This window comes from Pseudoalteromonas sp. G4, assembly GCF_028875915.1.
Classification (GTDB): domain Bacteria; phylum Pseudomonadota; class Gammaproteobacteria; order Enterobacterales; family Alteromonadaceae; genus Pseudoalteromonas.
The window spans coordinates 35,049-49,204 of record NZ_JAPEHW010000001.1; the positions used below are offsets into that span (position 1 = coordinate 35,049).

The window sequence follows — 14,156 nt, forward strand, 5'->3', positions numbered from 1 at the left end:
TAATTTACCAGTTATAGCGATAAGTGAGTTTCACCATCGCACCTTTCGCAGGAATATGGCTGGTATTAGCGTTTGAGCGCAATAATTGACTATAAAGCGGGTAATACTCGCGGTTTGTGGCGTTTTCTATACCAATATTTACAACGCTTTGGTCTAGCTCAATGCTGGCGAATAAGTCGAGTGTGGTGTACGAATCTGTTTGATGGCGGCCAAAGCCGGTGTTGCCATTTAAACGGTAATCGTGACCGTCAACATAGTTTAGTTGCGCTTGCAGATTGATGTTATCGAACTGATATTGGCTTGCAAATGTTGCTTTTAACGGCGCGATTTAAAAACCATTCATTTCACGCGTTTGTTTATCGAGTAATTGCTGAATTTTTTCAATGGCGAGTTGTTAGCCGGCGCATTGTTCAGGAAAGGTACCGATTTTAAGTGAATCCAGAATGACCTAACCAACTAAGTCTTTACAACTATTGTGATAAAAGCCAATGGTTAAGTTGCTCAACATGATTGTGATATTGTTATTTATATTGTCTATACAGAGTTATTTTCAGCATACATAAACTTTGAGGTGAAGACCCTAAGAAAGATATTTTCTGGTTTCGCTACATACTACTTTTTTTGCTGAGGAGTTGCTGCAATAACGGTATGCGATGTAGAAGAATTCGCCCCGCAGTATAGAAAGGCTGGGTTAAAATCATAAAAACAGTGAGCTTTTCGCCAGCAATCATGATAGCTATTATTAAAACCAAGTTATGTGTGCTCTTTACACCGTGCTTATTAAATCCATTCTTTTTAAATGCAGACTCATAACTAAAAACAAACAATATTACTTTCTACATTGAATAGGTTCTCATTAACTACAAATTTTTATCTTAACGACAATAATTTTTTGATTTTCTTCTTGGCAAAATTTAACTATTTTTCACTTGCGAGCGCACTGTTTATTTGGTGCGAACAAAGTTTAATTTTCTAACATGTTGAGATTAAAAATATGGCAGCTGAAATTAGATTAGGTGGTCGAAAATTTTATGACGATGAACACTTTCCAGGTGGCATCGATAGGGCTGGCTTTTTTACTATTCCTGAGGCAAATTTTTTAATTAATTATGGCTATACATTAAACGGATTGTATTGTGGCGAATTACAACCTGAAAATGAAGTAGAACAGCGTTTCGTTGATAATGTTAATTCAGAGGAAGAATCGGCAGTTTACGAAGTGCGTATTTGGCGAAAGTATCTAAAGGCGCTTTATAAAGTAAGCCATAGAGCAAGCGCTAACAGTTCTCGCAATGAAATAACTAGGTCGTTTGAGAGTTTCGATGAAGCATGAGCAAAGTCAAGGTAGTTATCTTGAGAAAAACAAAGCACATAAAAAAGCAAAAAAGGACAAACCAAAAGATAAATTAAGTCACAAATCAAAACGTAAAAAGTTTGATGACGATGACTGGAGTGATGAATAGCACTCCAGTCATTTATTCGTTAAGTTTGATAGTCGACAGGAACAGGCTCACTGTAAACAGAGTTTTGCTTGTCGACTACCACTGAGTGATTACGCTCTACCTTTACCCAGTCTGTATCTTCTTCCGTTAGCGGTTCTGAGCTGATAATCACACTTTTATTAGTATTAGCACCATGTAAACTAAAATCTTTTTCAGATGTTAGTTCTAAAGCGCCTACACCATAAAATAAAGAGGCTGGCTGACTATTTCGGTCAGTGGCATAGCGAGTAGCAACTAATGATGTGCCATCTGATACTGCAAGATTAATAAATGCATTGGTGTTTGCCTCAGCGGCAACGCGAATATCAATGATTTTTTTGATAACCAAATAAAGCGCATTTTTAATATCATCAGTTGATAAGTTATCAGCAAATTCGATAGTGTCGAGAAAAAGTGCAAAGATGCATTCAGAATCCGTATTACCTTTAACTAAATCAAATGCTTGGTTTGAGAGTTGATTGAGTATGCTGCGTCTAAATTTAGCAAACTGATCTAATCGACCATTGTGCATAAACGTATATTTTTGAAAATTAAACGGATGGCAATTAGCTTGAGACACTGGCATGCCAACTGACGCATCACGTACATGGGCAAAAAAGCACTGACTTCTTACTTTGCTCGCAATTTGTTGTAAGTTTTGATTGCTCCAAGCAGGTTCAATACTAACAAACCGTGCAGGGAAAGGATCATCATGGGTAGGATACCAGCTCAAACCAAAGCCATCACCATTGAGTGGCTTTTTACGCTTTTTAGCATCTTTGCTCTGTTCAACGAGTGAATTGGTTGGTGAAATTACAATGTCGTTTAAGGTGACTTCCGCACCTTTATAAGCAATAAAGCGACACATAGATAAATCCTTAAAAAATTTTTTACACTATAGGTGAATTTTAAAAAAATCATACAAAAAATAATGGCTTGTCGTTTTTTTGATGAGTTTGTTTAACTTTAAACTATTGCACGGATTTGTTTTAAAATTTTACCGTTAAAAATTATCAAGGCGAAAAATTTTTAGGCATAAAATTAAACAATATTATTTTTTTTCAAGTGAATAAAAACTATTTCACTTGTTAAGAATAGCTTGGCAAGTTAGTTTGAATTATCACCAAATTATAAACAAACATACTATGTCAAGAACCAGCTTACTTGTTTCACTGTTTTGCTTTGCGACTTTTGCAGCAACAGCCAACAACTTTTATCCAGATAATGCACGATATGCAATTAGCTTAAGTTTTGATGATGCAAGAAAATCTCAGGTCGATATTGGTTTACCTTTACTTGATAGATACAAAGTAAAGGGCACATTTTATGTGATGTCAGATCAAATGCAGGAAAAAGCACTCCAGTGGAAAGCCGCTGCTGTTAACGGACACGAAATTGCCAACCATACCAAAAATCACTTATGCACAGGTAATTTCCGTTGGCTTAGAGAAAAAGGAACGGGTTTAGAGCAAGTTAATCTCGATTTCGTTGAAAAAGATATTCAACTTTCACAACAAGAAATATCCGCTTTAACTGGCAAAACATCAGAAGGTTTTGCCTATCCATGTGGGCAAACCTTTGTCGGGCGTGGCGAAGCTGTTCAGAGTTACGTACCATTGATTGCAAAAACCTTTAATTATGGCCGTACTTGGAATGATGAAACAGCCAATGATCCGCTTTATTACGATCCCGCACAAATCAGAGCTTTTAATATGGATGGCAAAACATTTGCCCAATTAAAAGCATTATTAGAACGTGCAAAATTTGAAAATGCATGGATTGTATTAGCGGGTCATGAAGTTGGCAAAAAAGCGCTTTATACGATAGATGAAAAGGCGCTTGAGCAACTTATAGTTTATTTGCAAGACCCAAAAAATGGTTACTGGCTTGCAACCGTAACTGAGGTAAACACATTTATTCAAAAAACAAAGCATTAAATTTTACGACTACTTTTATTGGAGTGATTTAATTCTTTTATCTGTGCATTACATTTCACACTATTTGCTGCGTTGTATCGGAAGATAGAGTGCTAATTTATCCATTTTTCTTAAAATTTGGCTGTTTCATCTCACAAAGTTATAAGAAATAGGCTCAATGAGGTATTATTTATTCAATACCTCGGTTGCTGCCTTTTTAATATCTGTTTGGAATACTATGTTACGTTTGGTCTGTTTTTTGTTCGTCATTGTCTCTCCATTTTTGTGGGGGGCAATCGTTGATGAACGATTAAAAGAGGCTAAAGATTATTTAACTGTAAAACCTTCCGAAAGCTACCGTATTTTAGAAGAAATTAATTTAACTAAAAATTTAACTGAAGAGCAGCTAATAGAATGGCATATTCTTAATATGCGCGCTTCTTTACCTCTTGGTAAGTTAGATAATTTAATCGCGTCGGTTGAATCGGTTTTTAAATACCATCAATCAGCCTATTTCGCTGAGAATATAACGCCCGTCACAAGCGCTTTAGGAATTTGGTTAAGGCGCAACAATTACCTTACAGATGCGGAGCTTAGCTTTAAATGCTCTTATCGACATGCCAGTAACGATCGCTTACGCGTTATTCTGAACAACAGTTTGGCATTGTTAGCGCGAGAATCAGGCGATTTGGAAAGAGCTAAGTCTTTGTTTGAATATTCTGCCAAACTTGCCAAGGCTGAAAAAAATATCAATATGATGGGCATGATAAACTTCAATCAAGGCGTCATTGCTTTTCAAGAAGGTAAGTTTGCAGATGCCGAACAGCATTTTCGTAATGCGCTTGAATATTATCAGTCAATTAATAAACGTGCAGGCAAAATTTCCGCGGGTACTTATTTGTTGTTTTCGTTTGTGGTGCAAAAAGAACTAACCAACTATCAGCGTCTTTACCTACCTACTTTTCAGCAAACCGAAGCATTCCCTAATACCGCCTCAAAAGCGCTTCTTGATTGGGTAAATGCAGGGTATTTACAGCAAACAGGCATAGAAATTTCTGAAGAGACCCGTGATTCACTTAAACAGCAGTTTAGTAATATCAAAGATCATTTTGAACAAGCTTTAATTGATAAATATTTAGCAAAACCGCTTGGTATATTTCTTACTCTGCCATTATTTGAGAGTCATACGGAGCGCTTTGATGCAGAGTGGTTTTCGCTTGTTAAAAATTGCAACTTTAATTAATCCATTTCCATAATTGAGTTTTTACAATGTGATGTATTGCAAGTGATTAATAAAATATAATTTAAATAGTTTTAATGCGCTTTGCTAAAACACTATTTTGTTAAGTCAAAATTACTTTTTAAATTCTGCATAAAAAAATCGTTAATTTAGCAATAATTCCGTTATTTCTCTGTAGTTTGACTATATTGAAAGGAGCACAAATTAACGAGACGCAGGATTTATGCATCACCTTTCAATAAAAACAAAGTTAATCGCATTTATTTCAACTACTTTAGCGCTGTTAGTTATCACGTTAGTAGCAATTAGTTGGGTACAATTAAATAATAATAATCAAACACAAAGTAGCCGCGTTCAGTCTGTTTTATTAGATGAAATTAACGATAAGTTAATGAGTAAAACACAATATTATGCGACTGAAATTGCAGGGTACATCAACACTGAATATAAAATTCCGCTGACACTTTCTGGTGGGTTAGCCAATACAGCCAAAACAACCCCATTATCGCGTGAGGGGGTATATCAAATGACCTTAGGTGCACTTGCACAAAATCCTGATATATCGTCGATTTATGCCCAATTTGAAGCAAATGGTTACGACCAAAAAGACAGTGAATTTGGTAATGGCTTTACGCATTCAGTACCAGGAGTTGGCACGCTTGAAATATACATCACCCGTGAAAATGATGGCCGCTTAGTGCAGCACCAGGTTGAAGATGCTGCTGAAAAGTATTTGAGTGATAAAAATGAATTTGGCTTTCGCGAAAGTGAATGGTATTTGTGCGCTAAGGATACTCAAAAGCCGTGCATTATGGAGCCATATTTATACGAAATTGAGCCGGGGCAGTCCGAATTAATGACTTCATTAACAGTACCTATAATCAGTAATAATAAATTTATAGGGATCGTAGGAACTGATATAAATTTGCCTAAATTCCAATCGCTTACAGAGAGTATTTCGAATAGCCTTTACAATGGGCAAGCCAAAGTAACTATCTTAAGTAATATTGGCCTAGTAGTGGGTTCTAGCCATTACAAAAAAATTGCACGCCCTTTAAGTGAATCGCTTACAAATGGTGATGCAAATAGCATTATGAACATTCGCAAGCGCCAAGAAAATATTGAGGTAGGTAATAACCTTGTGTTTGCGATGCCCATCAAAATTAATGTTGCAAATACAACATGGAGTTTAATAATTGAACTGCCAAAAAGTGTTGCGCTAGCGAGTGCTGTTGAACTAGCTGAAAGTCAAGCAAGTGCCACAGCAAGTGTTGGTAAAACGATGGTAATGATTGGCGTATTGGTATCTGTTATTGCTATTGCTGTCTCAATTGTGATTTTACGTACCATAGTCAAACCAATAACTGATATTAAACAGCGTATTGAAAATTTAGCCAGTAGCGAAGGCGATCTGACTGTTAGCTTGACTGTGACACAGCATGAAGAACTTATTCTACTTGCATCAGGCTTTAATCAATTTACGCAGAAATTGCGCACCATGATTGACGGTTTGAAAGCGCTTGCAAATGATTCGTTTAATCAATCAGCCAATACTTCTCAGGCGGCACAAGAAATTAAAGCCAAAGTTAATATGCAGCACATGGAAATTGATAGTGTTGTTACAGCCATTAATGAACTCAGTGCAACGGCAAGTGAAGTTGCTCGCTCATCAGAAAATGCAGCTACCACAACCAATAATACCAACCTGAAAGTAAAAGAGAGTGAGCGTGGCATTGTGGCGGCATCGCATTCAGTAGAAACCATGACAAGTCATGTAAATAGTGCCAAAGATTCAATCAGTGCAGTTGCCCAGCGCAGTAATGATATTACACATATTTTAGATGTTATCCGCTCTATTGCTGAACAAACTAACTTATTAGCACTTAATGCCGCCATTGAAGCTGCACGTGCAGGTGAGCAGGGGCGGGGGTTTGCAGTTGTCGCTGATGAAGTGCGCTCGCTTGCCTCAAAAACGCAAGATTCTACCAATGAAATAAGCCAATTGATTGATAACTTACAAAGTGAAGTAGGCACATCTGAGACGATAATTGAAAAGTCTGTGGCTCAGGCTAGTGATGCGATGGCACATTGTGCTAAAGCGGCATCACAAATGGGTGAAATGGTGAATGAGCTAGCGCTTATTTCAAATGAAGTGACTCAAATAGCAACAGCTGCTGAAGAGCAAAGTGCTGTAACCGAAGACTTAAGTGCCAATATGACAGGTATTTCAGACGCTGCTGCAGAGCTTTCAGAACTGGCAGATACCGTGGAGCAAGCAGCTGCACAATTAACCTATTTAGTTGAGCAAAAACACAAGCAGCTTAGCCAACTTAAAACGGAGTAAAATATTCATGGCTTCAATGTTTAGTTTGCTTTATACGACACATTGAAGCCATTTTCATTTCGCCGCCAATGCTTGAAATGTTCAATTTAACCGCCTATTCAACCAAATATCACCGAATTTAACCGTTAAACACAAAGCAAATTTAATCTCATCAGTCCTGCCTATACTACACCCATCAACACGACAGGGTTTTCACCATGACAACTACAGACAACAACACATTAGATTTTGATATTTCTCATCTTATTGAAGGTGGCGTAGCCGTTTTCGCGCTTGGTTTAACGCTTGGTACATTGATTGGTGCTGGCATGACAAGTGCTGTTGTTATTGGTGCAGTTGCTGCGATAGCAACCTACCTAGTGCGTCACAAATAGATTTCTAAGTAACCAATTATATCCCAACCAGTAAAAACACTTGCCTTCAACCAGCAAGTGTTTTTTTATTCATCTAGGCCATAAATCAAAGATTGTAACGGTGTAGGTTCCAGTGTCGCTGGGCAAAATAGTACATGCTGGTTCTCATAACCTAAGGCGGCATAAAGTGGTAATGTTGCATTATAAACCAAACACACTAATATGAATGCCTAAGCCATTATCAAAGCCGTTGTCGGCAAAAAAAGTAGAATAATTTAATTGAATATGTACATCTTGAGTTACCTGGTATTCAATAAACCCTTTAGCATACATCGAACTTTCAAAATCACTGAGTTCTTGGCTTTCACAGCTATCGCAACGAAACACTGAACGTTCTATATTGTTATAGCGATAGCCACCTAGTACGCCAATACTCAATCTATCAATACTGTCTGGGGTGAATTTAAAGCCTGCTTCAGCATACATTGCAAACCCGGTAATTGATGACTCTTTATTACTCACTTGCCCAGTTAATTCATTTTTAACTGTTTGCGTAAATGGCGATGTATCATCCATGTACATATAGTCTAAACCAGTCGCAAACTGCAAGTATGGGTGGGGTTCACCTTTATAATAAAGTCCTATGGCATGTGCGTTACCAGCATTTATTAGCGGCCCATCAGAAGTGGCGCGATAGTCACTGGCAGTGAGGTTTTGGTAACTCACACCGATTGAATAATCATAAAAATTGATTTCACTTTTTGCATTAACATTTGCTGCGAATAAACACAGCGACATGCCAATTGTGCTGACTAGTTTCATAATCTATCTCCTAAAATGTGCTACAGTTGCGCACTAAATGCACGTAATGTTTGCTCTGCCGAGCACTGTAGAAAATAATGCTGTTTTGATACTGGTATTGGTAACTTGCGTTATCGTTACGCGGCGCAGGTGTACTGCTCCACACTTCACCAAACGGAATATTTTTAAAGGCAAAGGGGTTAAGCGGTGGCTCTTCACAGGCCAGTTCAATATTTTGTTGCAGCTCTTTTATACTGGGTAATCGCCAGGGGTTAGCGTTCGGGGTTTCGTCATTTAAATTAGCTGCGGCCTCAAAGGCTTGTTGCCAATCGAGCTTTTCGGCTTGGCCTTGCTCACAGTTTTCACCACTGAGCCCTATCACACATTTTTGCCAAATTAAGCCTGTTAATGTATCAAGTACATTGCCATTATTATCTTGCTTATAACGGTTACTTGGTGCGGTGTTTGCTTCGATGGTATTACAACGTTGTTGCGGGGCAAATAAACGACGGTTATTTACCAATTGCTCTTCTGCAGTTGGGCTTTCAAATTGATTAAGCAATCTGTTTTGACCACGCACCGCACGAATGTGACGGGTGGTTGAACTAACACCACCAGCGACTCGGCCAACATTAAAATCGACTGCCCAAATACTGCCTTCATCATCTACATCCAATGTGTTTGACCAGTAAAAACTGGATTTGGTGTTTGGGAAATAATTTGTGTCTATCGCAGGGGTGAATGTGTTGTAGTTAACCAGTTCTTGTAACTCAATTTTACTTGGCAGACGCCAATCGCTAAAACCACAAACTGCTTTTTGATTTAGCCGATTTAAGTAACTTTGGCTATCGCATTCAATGTCACATTCACCACCATTTAATGTAGAAAATGCGGGGTAATTATCATCACGAAAACTATAGGTGTGTGCGGCATCTTGTAAATCACCTGAGCCGGCAAAGGTTTTAACTTCCCAAATTAAACCAGTAACATTATCAAGCACACAAACAGGCGTAAACTCACTGTCAAACGAAGCATTACCATTGTTGTCTAATTTTGTGAAACTAAAACCTGCATGTCCGTCGTCATTATTAGTTTGCTCAATATCTGCACCCACATCACAATCCTGTAAAAAGCCAGACTGACTATTGCAGTTTGGAAAATTACCTTCAGGATAATCACCTGCCAACAAAGAGCCGGTATCATTAAAGTCAATTTGCGCTTCATCACAAGTGCATTCACCATCACACATAGGTAAGGCAAAATCGATAGCGCTAACTTGATTTGAATTAGCACTAGAAGATGTTGCGGGTACCTCATTGACCGCTTCATATTTACAAGAAGCAACAAAAACCAGTGCCGTCACTAACAGCGCATTTTTGATATTTGCGGCTTTATACACTTTTAACGCCATGACTTTGCTCCATTCAATTTGGCTTGATAAATAAAGTGCAAATTTAAAACCAGTGGTATGTAAAGTATGGACGATACACCTGATTAATAGAAAAGTATCTTTGTTCAAGTTATTGATAAATAATGGCTTGTTAATTATGTGTGGATGTTTTATTGGTGTTAGGCAGGGTAGTTCTTTAAGTAAATTTGCTATTGATAAGTTAAATAAATTGCAAATCGAGTTCTGAGTATTTGCAAAATGCGAAGCATTATCTGCGAGTTAATATCGATTGGTTATTGTAAAAGTATTACCGAAAAGCATTGGTTAAAAGTTCAAGTTATTGATTTTTATGTTTTTTATTTAAAGTTTCAGATGTTGCATGTAGCGGTATGGACTGATTTGGATTGGTAATTGCCTAGATGTTGTTAAGCGTGTTGCGTTGTTGAACATTAAACACAATAGCTTCACCGCCCTTAATTACGTTAGCAATCTATTAGGAGCCATTATGGAATCAGTCGACCCAATGTTAATTGCGTTTCTGCCTAAAGACATTCGCAATATGTTTTTTCCTTACGCAAGTGTGCAGCTTGCGTCACTGGTACTCAACCTTGTTATTGGTTTTGTGATGGCGAGCATTATAGGCGCGCACTTTCGCAAATACGCCAGTGCCTTTTGTAATCGCCAAGACTTTTCGCGTTTATTTCCACTGTTAATGCTTAGTGTCATTTTAATTATCACTGTGGTTAAGGCTTCACTGGCGCTCGCGCTTGGTTTAGTTGGCGCGCTGTCTATTGTCCGTTTTAGAACACCGATTAAAGAGCCTGAAGAGTTGCTGTATCTGTTTTTAAATATCGGTATCGCGGTCGCGCTTGGGGCGGGTCAAACGTTAGCGGCCGTGGTGTCGTGCTTTGTCACCCTATTACTTATTGCCTGGGTAAAAAAACGTGACAGCCAAACAAAGCAAGAAAATGGCCTATTTCTATCACTTAATCATGTATCAGATACAGGTTATCAAGACACTCAATTGGTATCAGAGCTCAAAGCGTTACTTGCAAGCCATGCTGACCGTATTGAACTGCGCCGCATTGACATTGCAGATACCCGTTTTGATGCCAGTTTCTTTATCTCAGTGAGCGATGAAAAGCAAATCGATGCTTGCATGAATGCCCTTTCAAATGCGTTTAATGGCATCAATATTTCGCTTCTCGAGCAACACAATATTGCAGGAGTCTAGTTATGCGTTTAGACACAGCAAAACAGCAATCAAACCGTGGTGAGCAACTTAAATTGGTATTCAGCCTGTTACTGTTAGCCATTTTGTTGTTGCCATCAACTGGTGCAGTAAAACGTTTTTTAGTTGATAAAGGGTTTGTCGCAACACACCTTTCAAGCAAAGAAAAAGCAGTGCAGTTGGCATCGAGTTTAATCTCCTTGCCATACAGCTACCTTACAGCAAAAACCGATTTGCCACTTATTAAAGTTGATATTAAATACCAAGACTGGCTCAAGCTAGAAGAGGACAGACGTAGTGCTTTTGAGCGTGGCATCATTCCTGAAAATCGCAGTCAAGTGAGCGGTGTAATTTACTTTGGTAAAGAAAAGTACGAAGCAAAAGTAAGGTTACAAGGTGATATGCTTGATCATGTAAATAAAGCGGATCGCTGGTCACTTAAAGTTGAGTTAAAGAAAAAACAAGCAATGTTTGGTTCGCGCAAATTTGCCCTTGTTGCACCAAGTGTTCGGGTAAATCAGGGGCCAAACCTGTTTGCCAACAGTTTAGACGTGAGTGGCTTTGATATTATCTCGCCGCAAAATATCCCGGTTAAGTTAGTGGTAAATGGCGCTGATTGGGGCGTAATGTTGTTTGAACAAGCCTTTAGCCAAGACCTACTAGCCGTGAATAATCGCACGGAAGGTCTAATCACTCGCCTTGATTTGTTATCAGAGACAACCAATAGCCAAGGGCAAGTCACTCGCACTTTAAAACCGCGAGTGTTGCAACAAAAAACCATTTTAGCTAATCAGGCTCTTGCTAATCAGCGTCAAATTGCACTTGCATTACTTGATGACTTTTTAACAGGCAAACGTCCCGCGAGCGATGTATTTGATGCTGCGCGATTAGGTCAATACCTTGCTATGGTTGATTTGTGGGGCGCTTGGCATGCATTAACCTGGAACAATTGGCGTTGGTATTACAACCCGCATATTGCCAAGCTCGAACCTATTCAAAGTGATGTGGCAGTAACCCCAGCTAAGCACATTTGGTTAATGAAACCACCAAGCCACCGTTTTGCATTAAGTAAAGCAATGCTTGCCGATGATGTGGTTAATGCGCACTATTTAGCGGCAAAAGAGCAGCTTTTAAGTTCGCTAGACTCTAAATTAATCCCAGCGCTTGAAAGCTATGACAAAACATTTATCAAATCTTTGCATCTTGATAGCCCGCTTATAACGCCTTTTAATTATCATGTGATGAAGCAACAAGCGGCTTGTTGGCAAAATGATTATCAAAGCGCTGAGTGTAGCCAAATAGCTGATGTCAGTAGTGAGCTTCATAAACAAATGGATAACTATAAAGCCAAAGCAAATTGGGATTTATACAGCCGTTTAAATGAGCAAGATGGCAAGCTTGTTTGGCAGGTAACCAATACTGAAGAGCAGCCGCTTATTATTAACAGTATCGAAGGCATCACTAAGCGCCAAGAAATCTCACCACTTGAGCAAATTAACGATGAATTACCGGTTAGAATTGCCCCGGGAGAGACACTCGCATTAACGCTACCATCTCGTTTAAATGCTATTTCAGCAAGGGTGGCTCTAAAAGGTAAAGGTAATGAAACCTTCTTTTTCCAAAAAGACACAGCACCGCTTGCTTTTATTCCTCGTGGCGGAATGAATCCGTTTGATAGTACTAAGTATGCTCACTTTATTACGCAATCTCAGAATAAATGGGAGTTTAAAGCGGGTGAGTGGGAAATAAATGATTATTTAGTCACTCCAACCAATACCGAGGTGGTTATTCCACAAGGCACCACACTTAAATTTGCGCGAAATGCGGGACTGATGGTGTTTGGTTCTTTATTTAGTCAAGGTACGCCAAATGCGCCTGTGATTATGACAAGACAAGAAAATACCTCTAAATGGTCAGGCCTGAGTGTGTTTGCGAAAGACCAAAATACGGCCCATCAAGTAGATCACCTTTACATTAGTTATGCTAGCAGCCCAAAACTAGGTTTATGGCAACCGCGTGGGGCGATTTATTTTGTGAAAGGCAATGTCAATATGCGCACTGTGCAAATTACAGATAATCAATCAGAAGATGGCCTGAACATCATAAACGCAGATGTAAATATTTATGATTTAACCATTAAAAATGCACTTTCGGATGCGTTTGATTGTGATTTTTGTACAGGGGTTCTCGATACCAGTCAATTTACCAATATTGGATTTCGTTCAGGTGGTGATGGTATTGATGTAAGTGGGTCAACCCTCACAGTAAAACATGCCAAGTTCAATAATGTTCGCGATAAAGCAATTTCAGCTGGTGAGCATAGCCAGTTGATGGTCAGTGATACTCATTTTAATGATGTGAATTTCGGCCTTGTAGCGAAAGATAATTCATTAATAGAAGCGCATCATGTGCGCGCATCAAATATCCAACATAAAGCGTTAATGAGTTATTCGAAAAAACGCATTTTTGGCCCAGCAGTAATGCGCGTTACTGATTATCTCTGCACTGATAGCGAATGCAATATTAAACAAACCGCTGAACTAGGCAGTCAGCTATTGGTCAATGGCCTAGCTATTCAAAGCGAAGCGCTAGATGTGAAAGATCTCTACAACACAGTAATGAAATCGGACAAACCAAAATGAATACACAACCAAGAGAATATCGGTTTGAAGTAAAAGTGCCTGTGCCACTTAACCGATTACAAGAAGTTCAAATTTGGCTACAGACACACAACATGCTATTTAGACAGCACTATGCGCCAAGAGATATAAATAGCTTGTACTTAGATACGCCAATGCTAGCTCGTTACGAAGAAAATTTAAGCGGCATTAGTACACGTAAAAAAGTACGCATTCGCTGGTATGGAGATTTAACCAATGGCGAAAAAGCAAAGCTAGAATTTAAACATCGTCAAGCGGGTAAAGGTTTTAAAGTGATCTATGACACAAAACTTGATTTTACTGAGCCGCAATTTGCTTGGCAGCATGCGCTTAAATCAGCCTATAATAATCTACCCGTTGATGCTCAGTGTTTGTGGGCAACAGAGCATAGCCCGATTATTATTTGTCGCTATCATCGCGAATATTATATTTCCAGTGATGAAAAAATTCGCGCTACCTTTGATACAAAAATAGAATCCTTTGATCAGCGTTATCGTCAAAAAGCTAATTTAAGCAAAGGCATTCCACTTGGTGATTATGTGTTATTAGAGCTTAAAACCAATGCTGAAAACGAGCATGAACTTAGTAACTTATTAGCAAGTTGCCCACTTAGACCTTCACGGCATTCTAAATACGTAAACTGTATTCGCAGTTTGATGTGGCAATAAAGTAAAGACTGCTAACACATGTCAGAAGGAAGGGAAATAGGTCATTAAAATTTCATTGTTTATATTTTGTTT

Annotated in this window: 13 protein-coding genes; 10 read left to right on the top strand and 3 right to left on the bottom strand. The window is 38.6% G+C overall.

All coding sequences use genetic code 11. The annotated features are described in order from the left end of the window. Positions 1 to 72 precede the first annotated feature (72 nt). From ON073_RS00145 to ON073_RS00155, 3 genes are all read left to right on the top strand, one after another. Positions 73 to 279 (top strand): hypothetical protein, encoded by a 207-nt coding sequence (locus ON073_RS00145; protein WP_274759832.1) that lies wholly within the window; start codon positions 73 to 75, stop codon positions 277 to 279. Positions 280 to 994: 715 nt separating this feature from the next. Continuing rightward, on the top strand, positions 995 to 1,333 hold the full coding sequence (gene maoP, locus ON073_RS00150; protein ID WP_274759833.1) for a DUF413 domain-containing protein: 339 nt from the start codon (positions 995 to 997) through the stop codon (positions 1,331 to 1,333). Further along, on the top strand, positions 1,323 to 1,463 hold the full coding sequence (locus ON073_RS00155) for a hypothetical protein (protein ID WP_274759834.1): 141 nt from the start codon (positions 1,323 to 1,325) through the stop codon (positions 1,461 to 1,463). Before maoP ends, ON073_RS00155 begins: the two co-directional genes overlap by 11 nt. 19 nt (positions 1,464 to 1,482) lie before the next feature. On the opposite strand, the gene ON073_RS00160 is transcribed toward ON073_RS00155, so the two are convergent. Further along, positions 1,483 to 2,349 carry a class II glutamine amidotransferase gene (locus ON073_RS00160; protein WP_274759835.1) on the bottom strand — a complete coding sequence of 289 codons (867 nt, stop codon included), beginning with the start codon at positions 2,347 to 2,349 and terminating at the stop codon, positions 1,483 to 1,485. A gap of 277 nt (positions 2,350 to 2,626) precedes the next feature. On the opposite strand from ON073_RS00160, the gene ON073_RS00165 reads away from it, so the two are divergent. The 4 genes from ON073_RS00165 (at position 2,627) to ON073_RS00180 (ending at position 7,355) form a co-directional block, all read left to right on the top strand. Next, on the top strand, positions 2,627 to 3,418 hold the full coding sequence (locus ON073_RS00165) for a polysaccharide deacetylase family protein (RefSeq protein ID WP_274759836.1): 792 nt from the start codon (positions 2,627 to 2,629) through the stop codon (positions 3,416 to 3,418). 217 nt (positions 3,419 to 3,635) lie between these two features. Next, positions 3,636 to 4,640, top strand: a complete 1,005-nt coding sequence (locus ON073_RS00170; protein WP_274759837.1) for a tetratricopeptide repeat protein — start codon at positions 3,636 to 3,638, stop codon at positions 4,638 to 4,640. Between the two features lie 220 nt (positions 4,641 to 4,860). Further along, positions 4,861 to 6,981, top strand: coding sequence for a methyl-accepting chemotaxis protein (locus ON073_RS00175; RefSeq protein ID WP_274759838.1), 2,121 nt, complete (start codon positions 4,861 to 4,863; stop codon positions 6,979 to 6,981). 197 nt (positions 6,982 to 7,178) lie between these two features. Beyond that, positions 7,179 to 7,355 (top strand): hypothetical protein, encoded by a 177-nt coding sequence (locus ON073_RS00180; RefSeq protein WP_274759839.1) that lies wholly within the window; start codon positions 7,179 to 7,181, stop codon positions 7,353 to 7,355. Between the two features lie 180 nt (positions 7,356 to 7,535). Here ON073_RS00180 and ON073_RS00185 read toward each other — a convergent pair whose 3' ends face one another. Continuing rightward, positions 7,536 to 8,156 carry an outer membrane beta-barrel protein gene (locus ON073_RS00185; protein ID WP_274759840.1) on the bottom strand — a complete coding sequence of 207 codons (621 nt, stop codon included), beginning with the start codon at positions 8,154 to 8,156 and terminating at the stop codon, positions 7,536 to 7,538. A gap of 10 nt (positions 8,157 to 8,166) precedes the next feature. Next, the gene (locus tag ON073_RS00190; protein ID WP_274759841.1) at positions 8,167 to 9,546 is read right to left on the bottom strand and encodes an Lcl C-terminal domain-containing protein; all 1,380 of its coding nucleotides are present in this window, start codon (positions 9,544 to 9,546) and stop codon (positions 8,167 to 8,169) included. A gap of 484 nt (positions 9,547 to 10,030) precedes the next feature. Between ON073_RS00190 and ON073_RS00195 the strand changes: the two genes are divergently transcribed. From ON073_RS00195 to ON073_RS00205, 3 genes are read left to right on the top strand one after another with little or no spacing between them, the layout of a single operon-like run. After that, positions 10,031 to 10,759 (top strand): DUF4956 domain-containing protein, encoded by a 729-nt coding sequence (locus ON073_RS00195; RefSeq protein ID WP_274759842.1) that lies wholly within the window; start codon positions 10,031 to 10,033, stop codon positions 10,757 to 10,759. Between the two features lie 2 nt (positions 10,760 to 10,761). After that, positions 10,762 to 13,398, top strand: a complete 2,637-nt coding sequence (locus ON073_RS00200; protein ID WP_274759843.1) for a hypothetical protein — start codon at positions 10,762 to 10,764, stop codon at positions 13,396 to 13,398. Then, a complete protein-coding gene (locus ON073_RS00205; RefSeq protein ID WP_274759844.1) occupies positions 13,395 to 14,084 on the top strand; it encodes a polyphosphate polymerase domain-containing protein in 690 nt (229 codons plus the stop codon). The genes ON073_RS00200 and ON073_RS00205 overlap by 4 nt, the downstream gene beginning before the upstream one ends. The last annotated feature ends 72 nt before the right edge of the window (positions 14,085 to 14,156 follow it).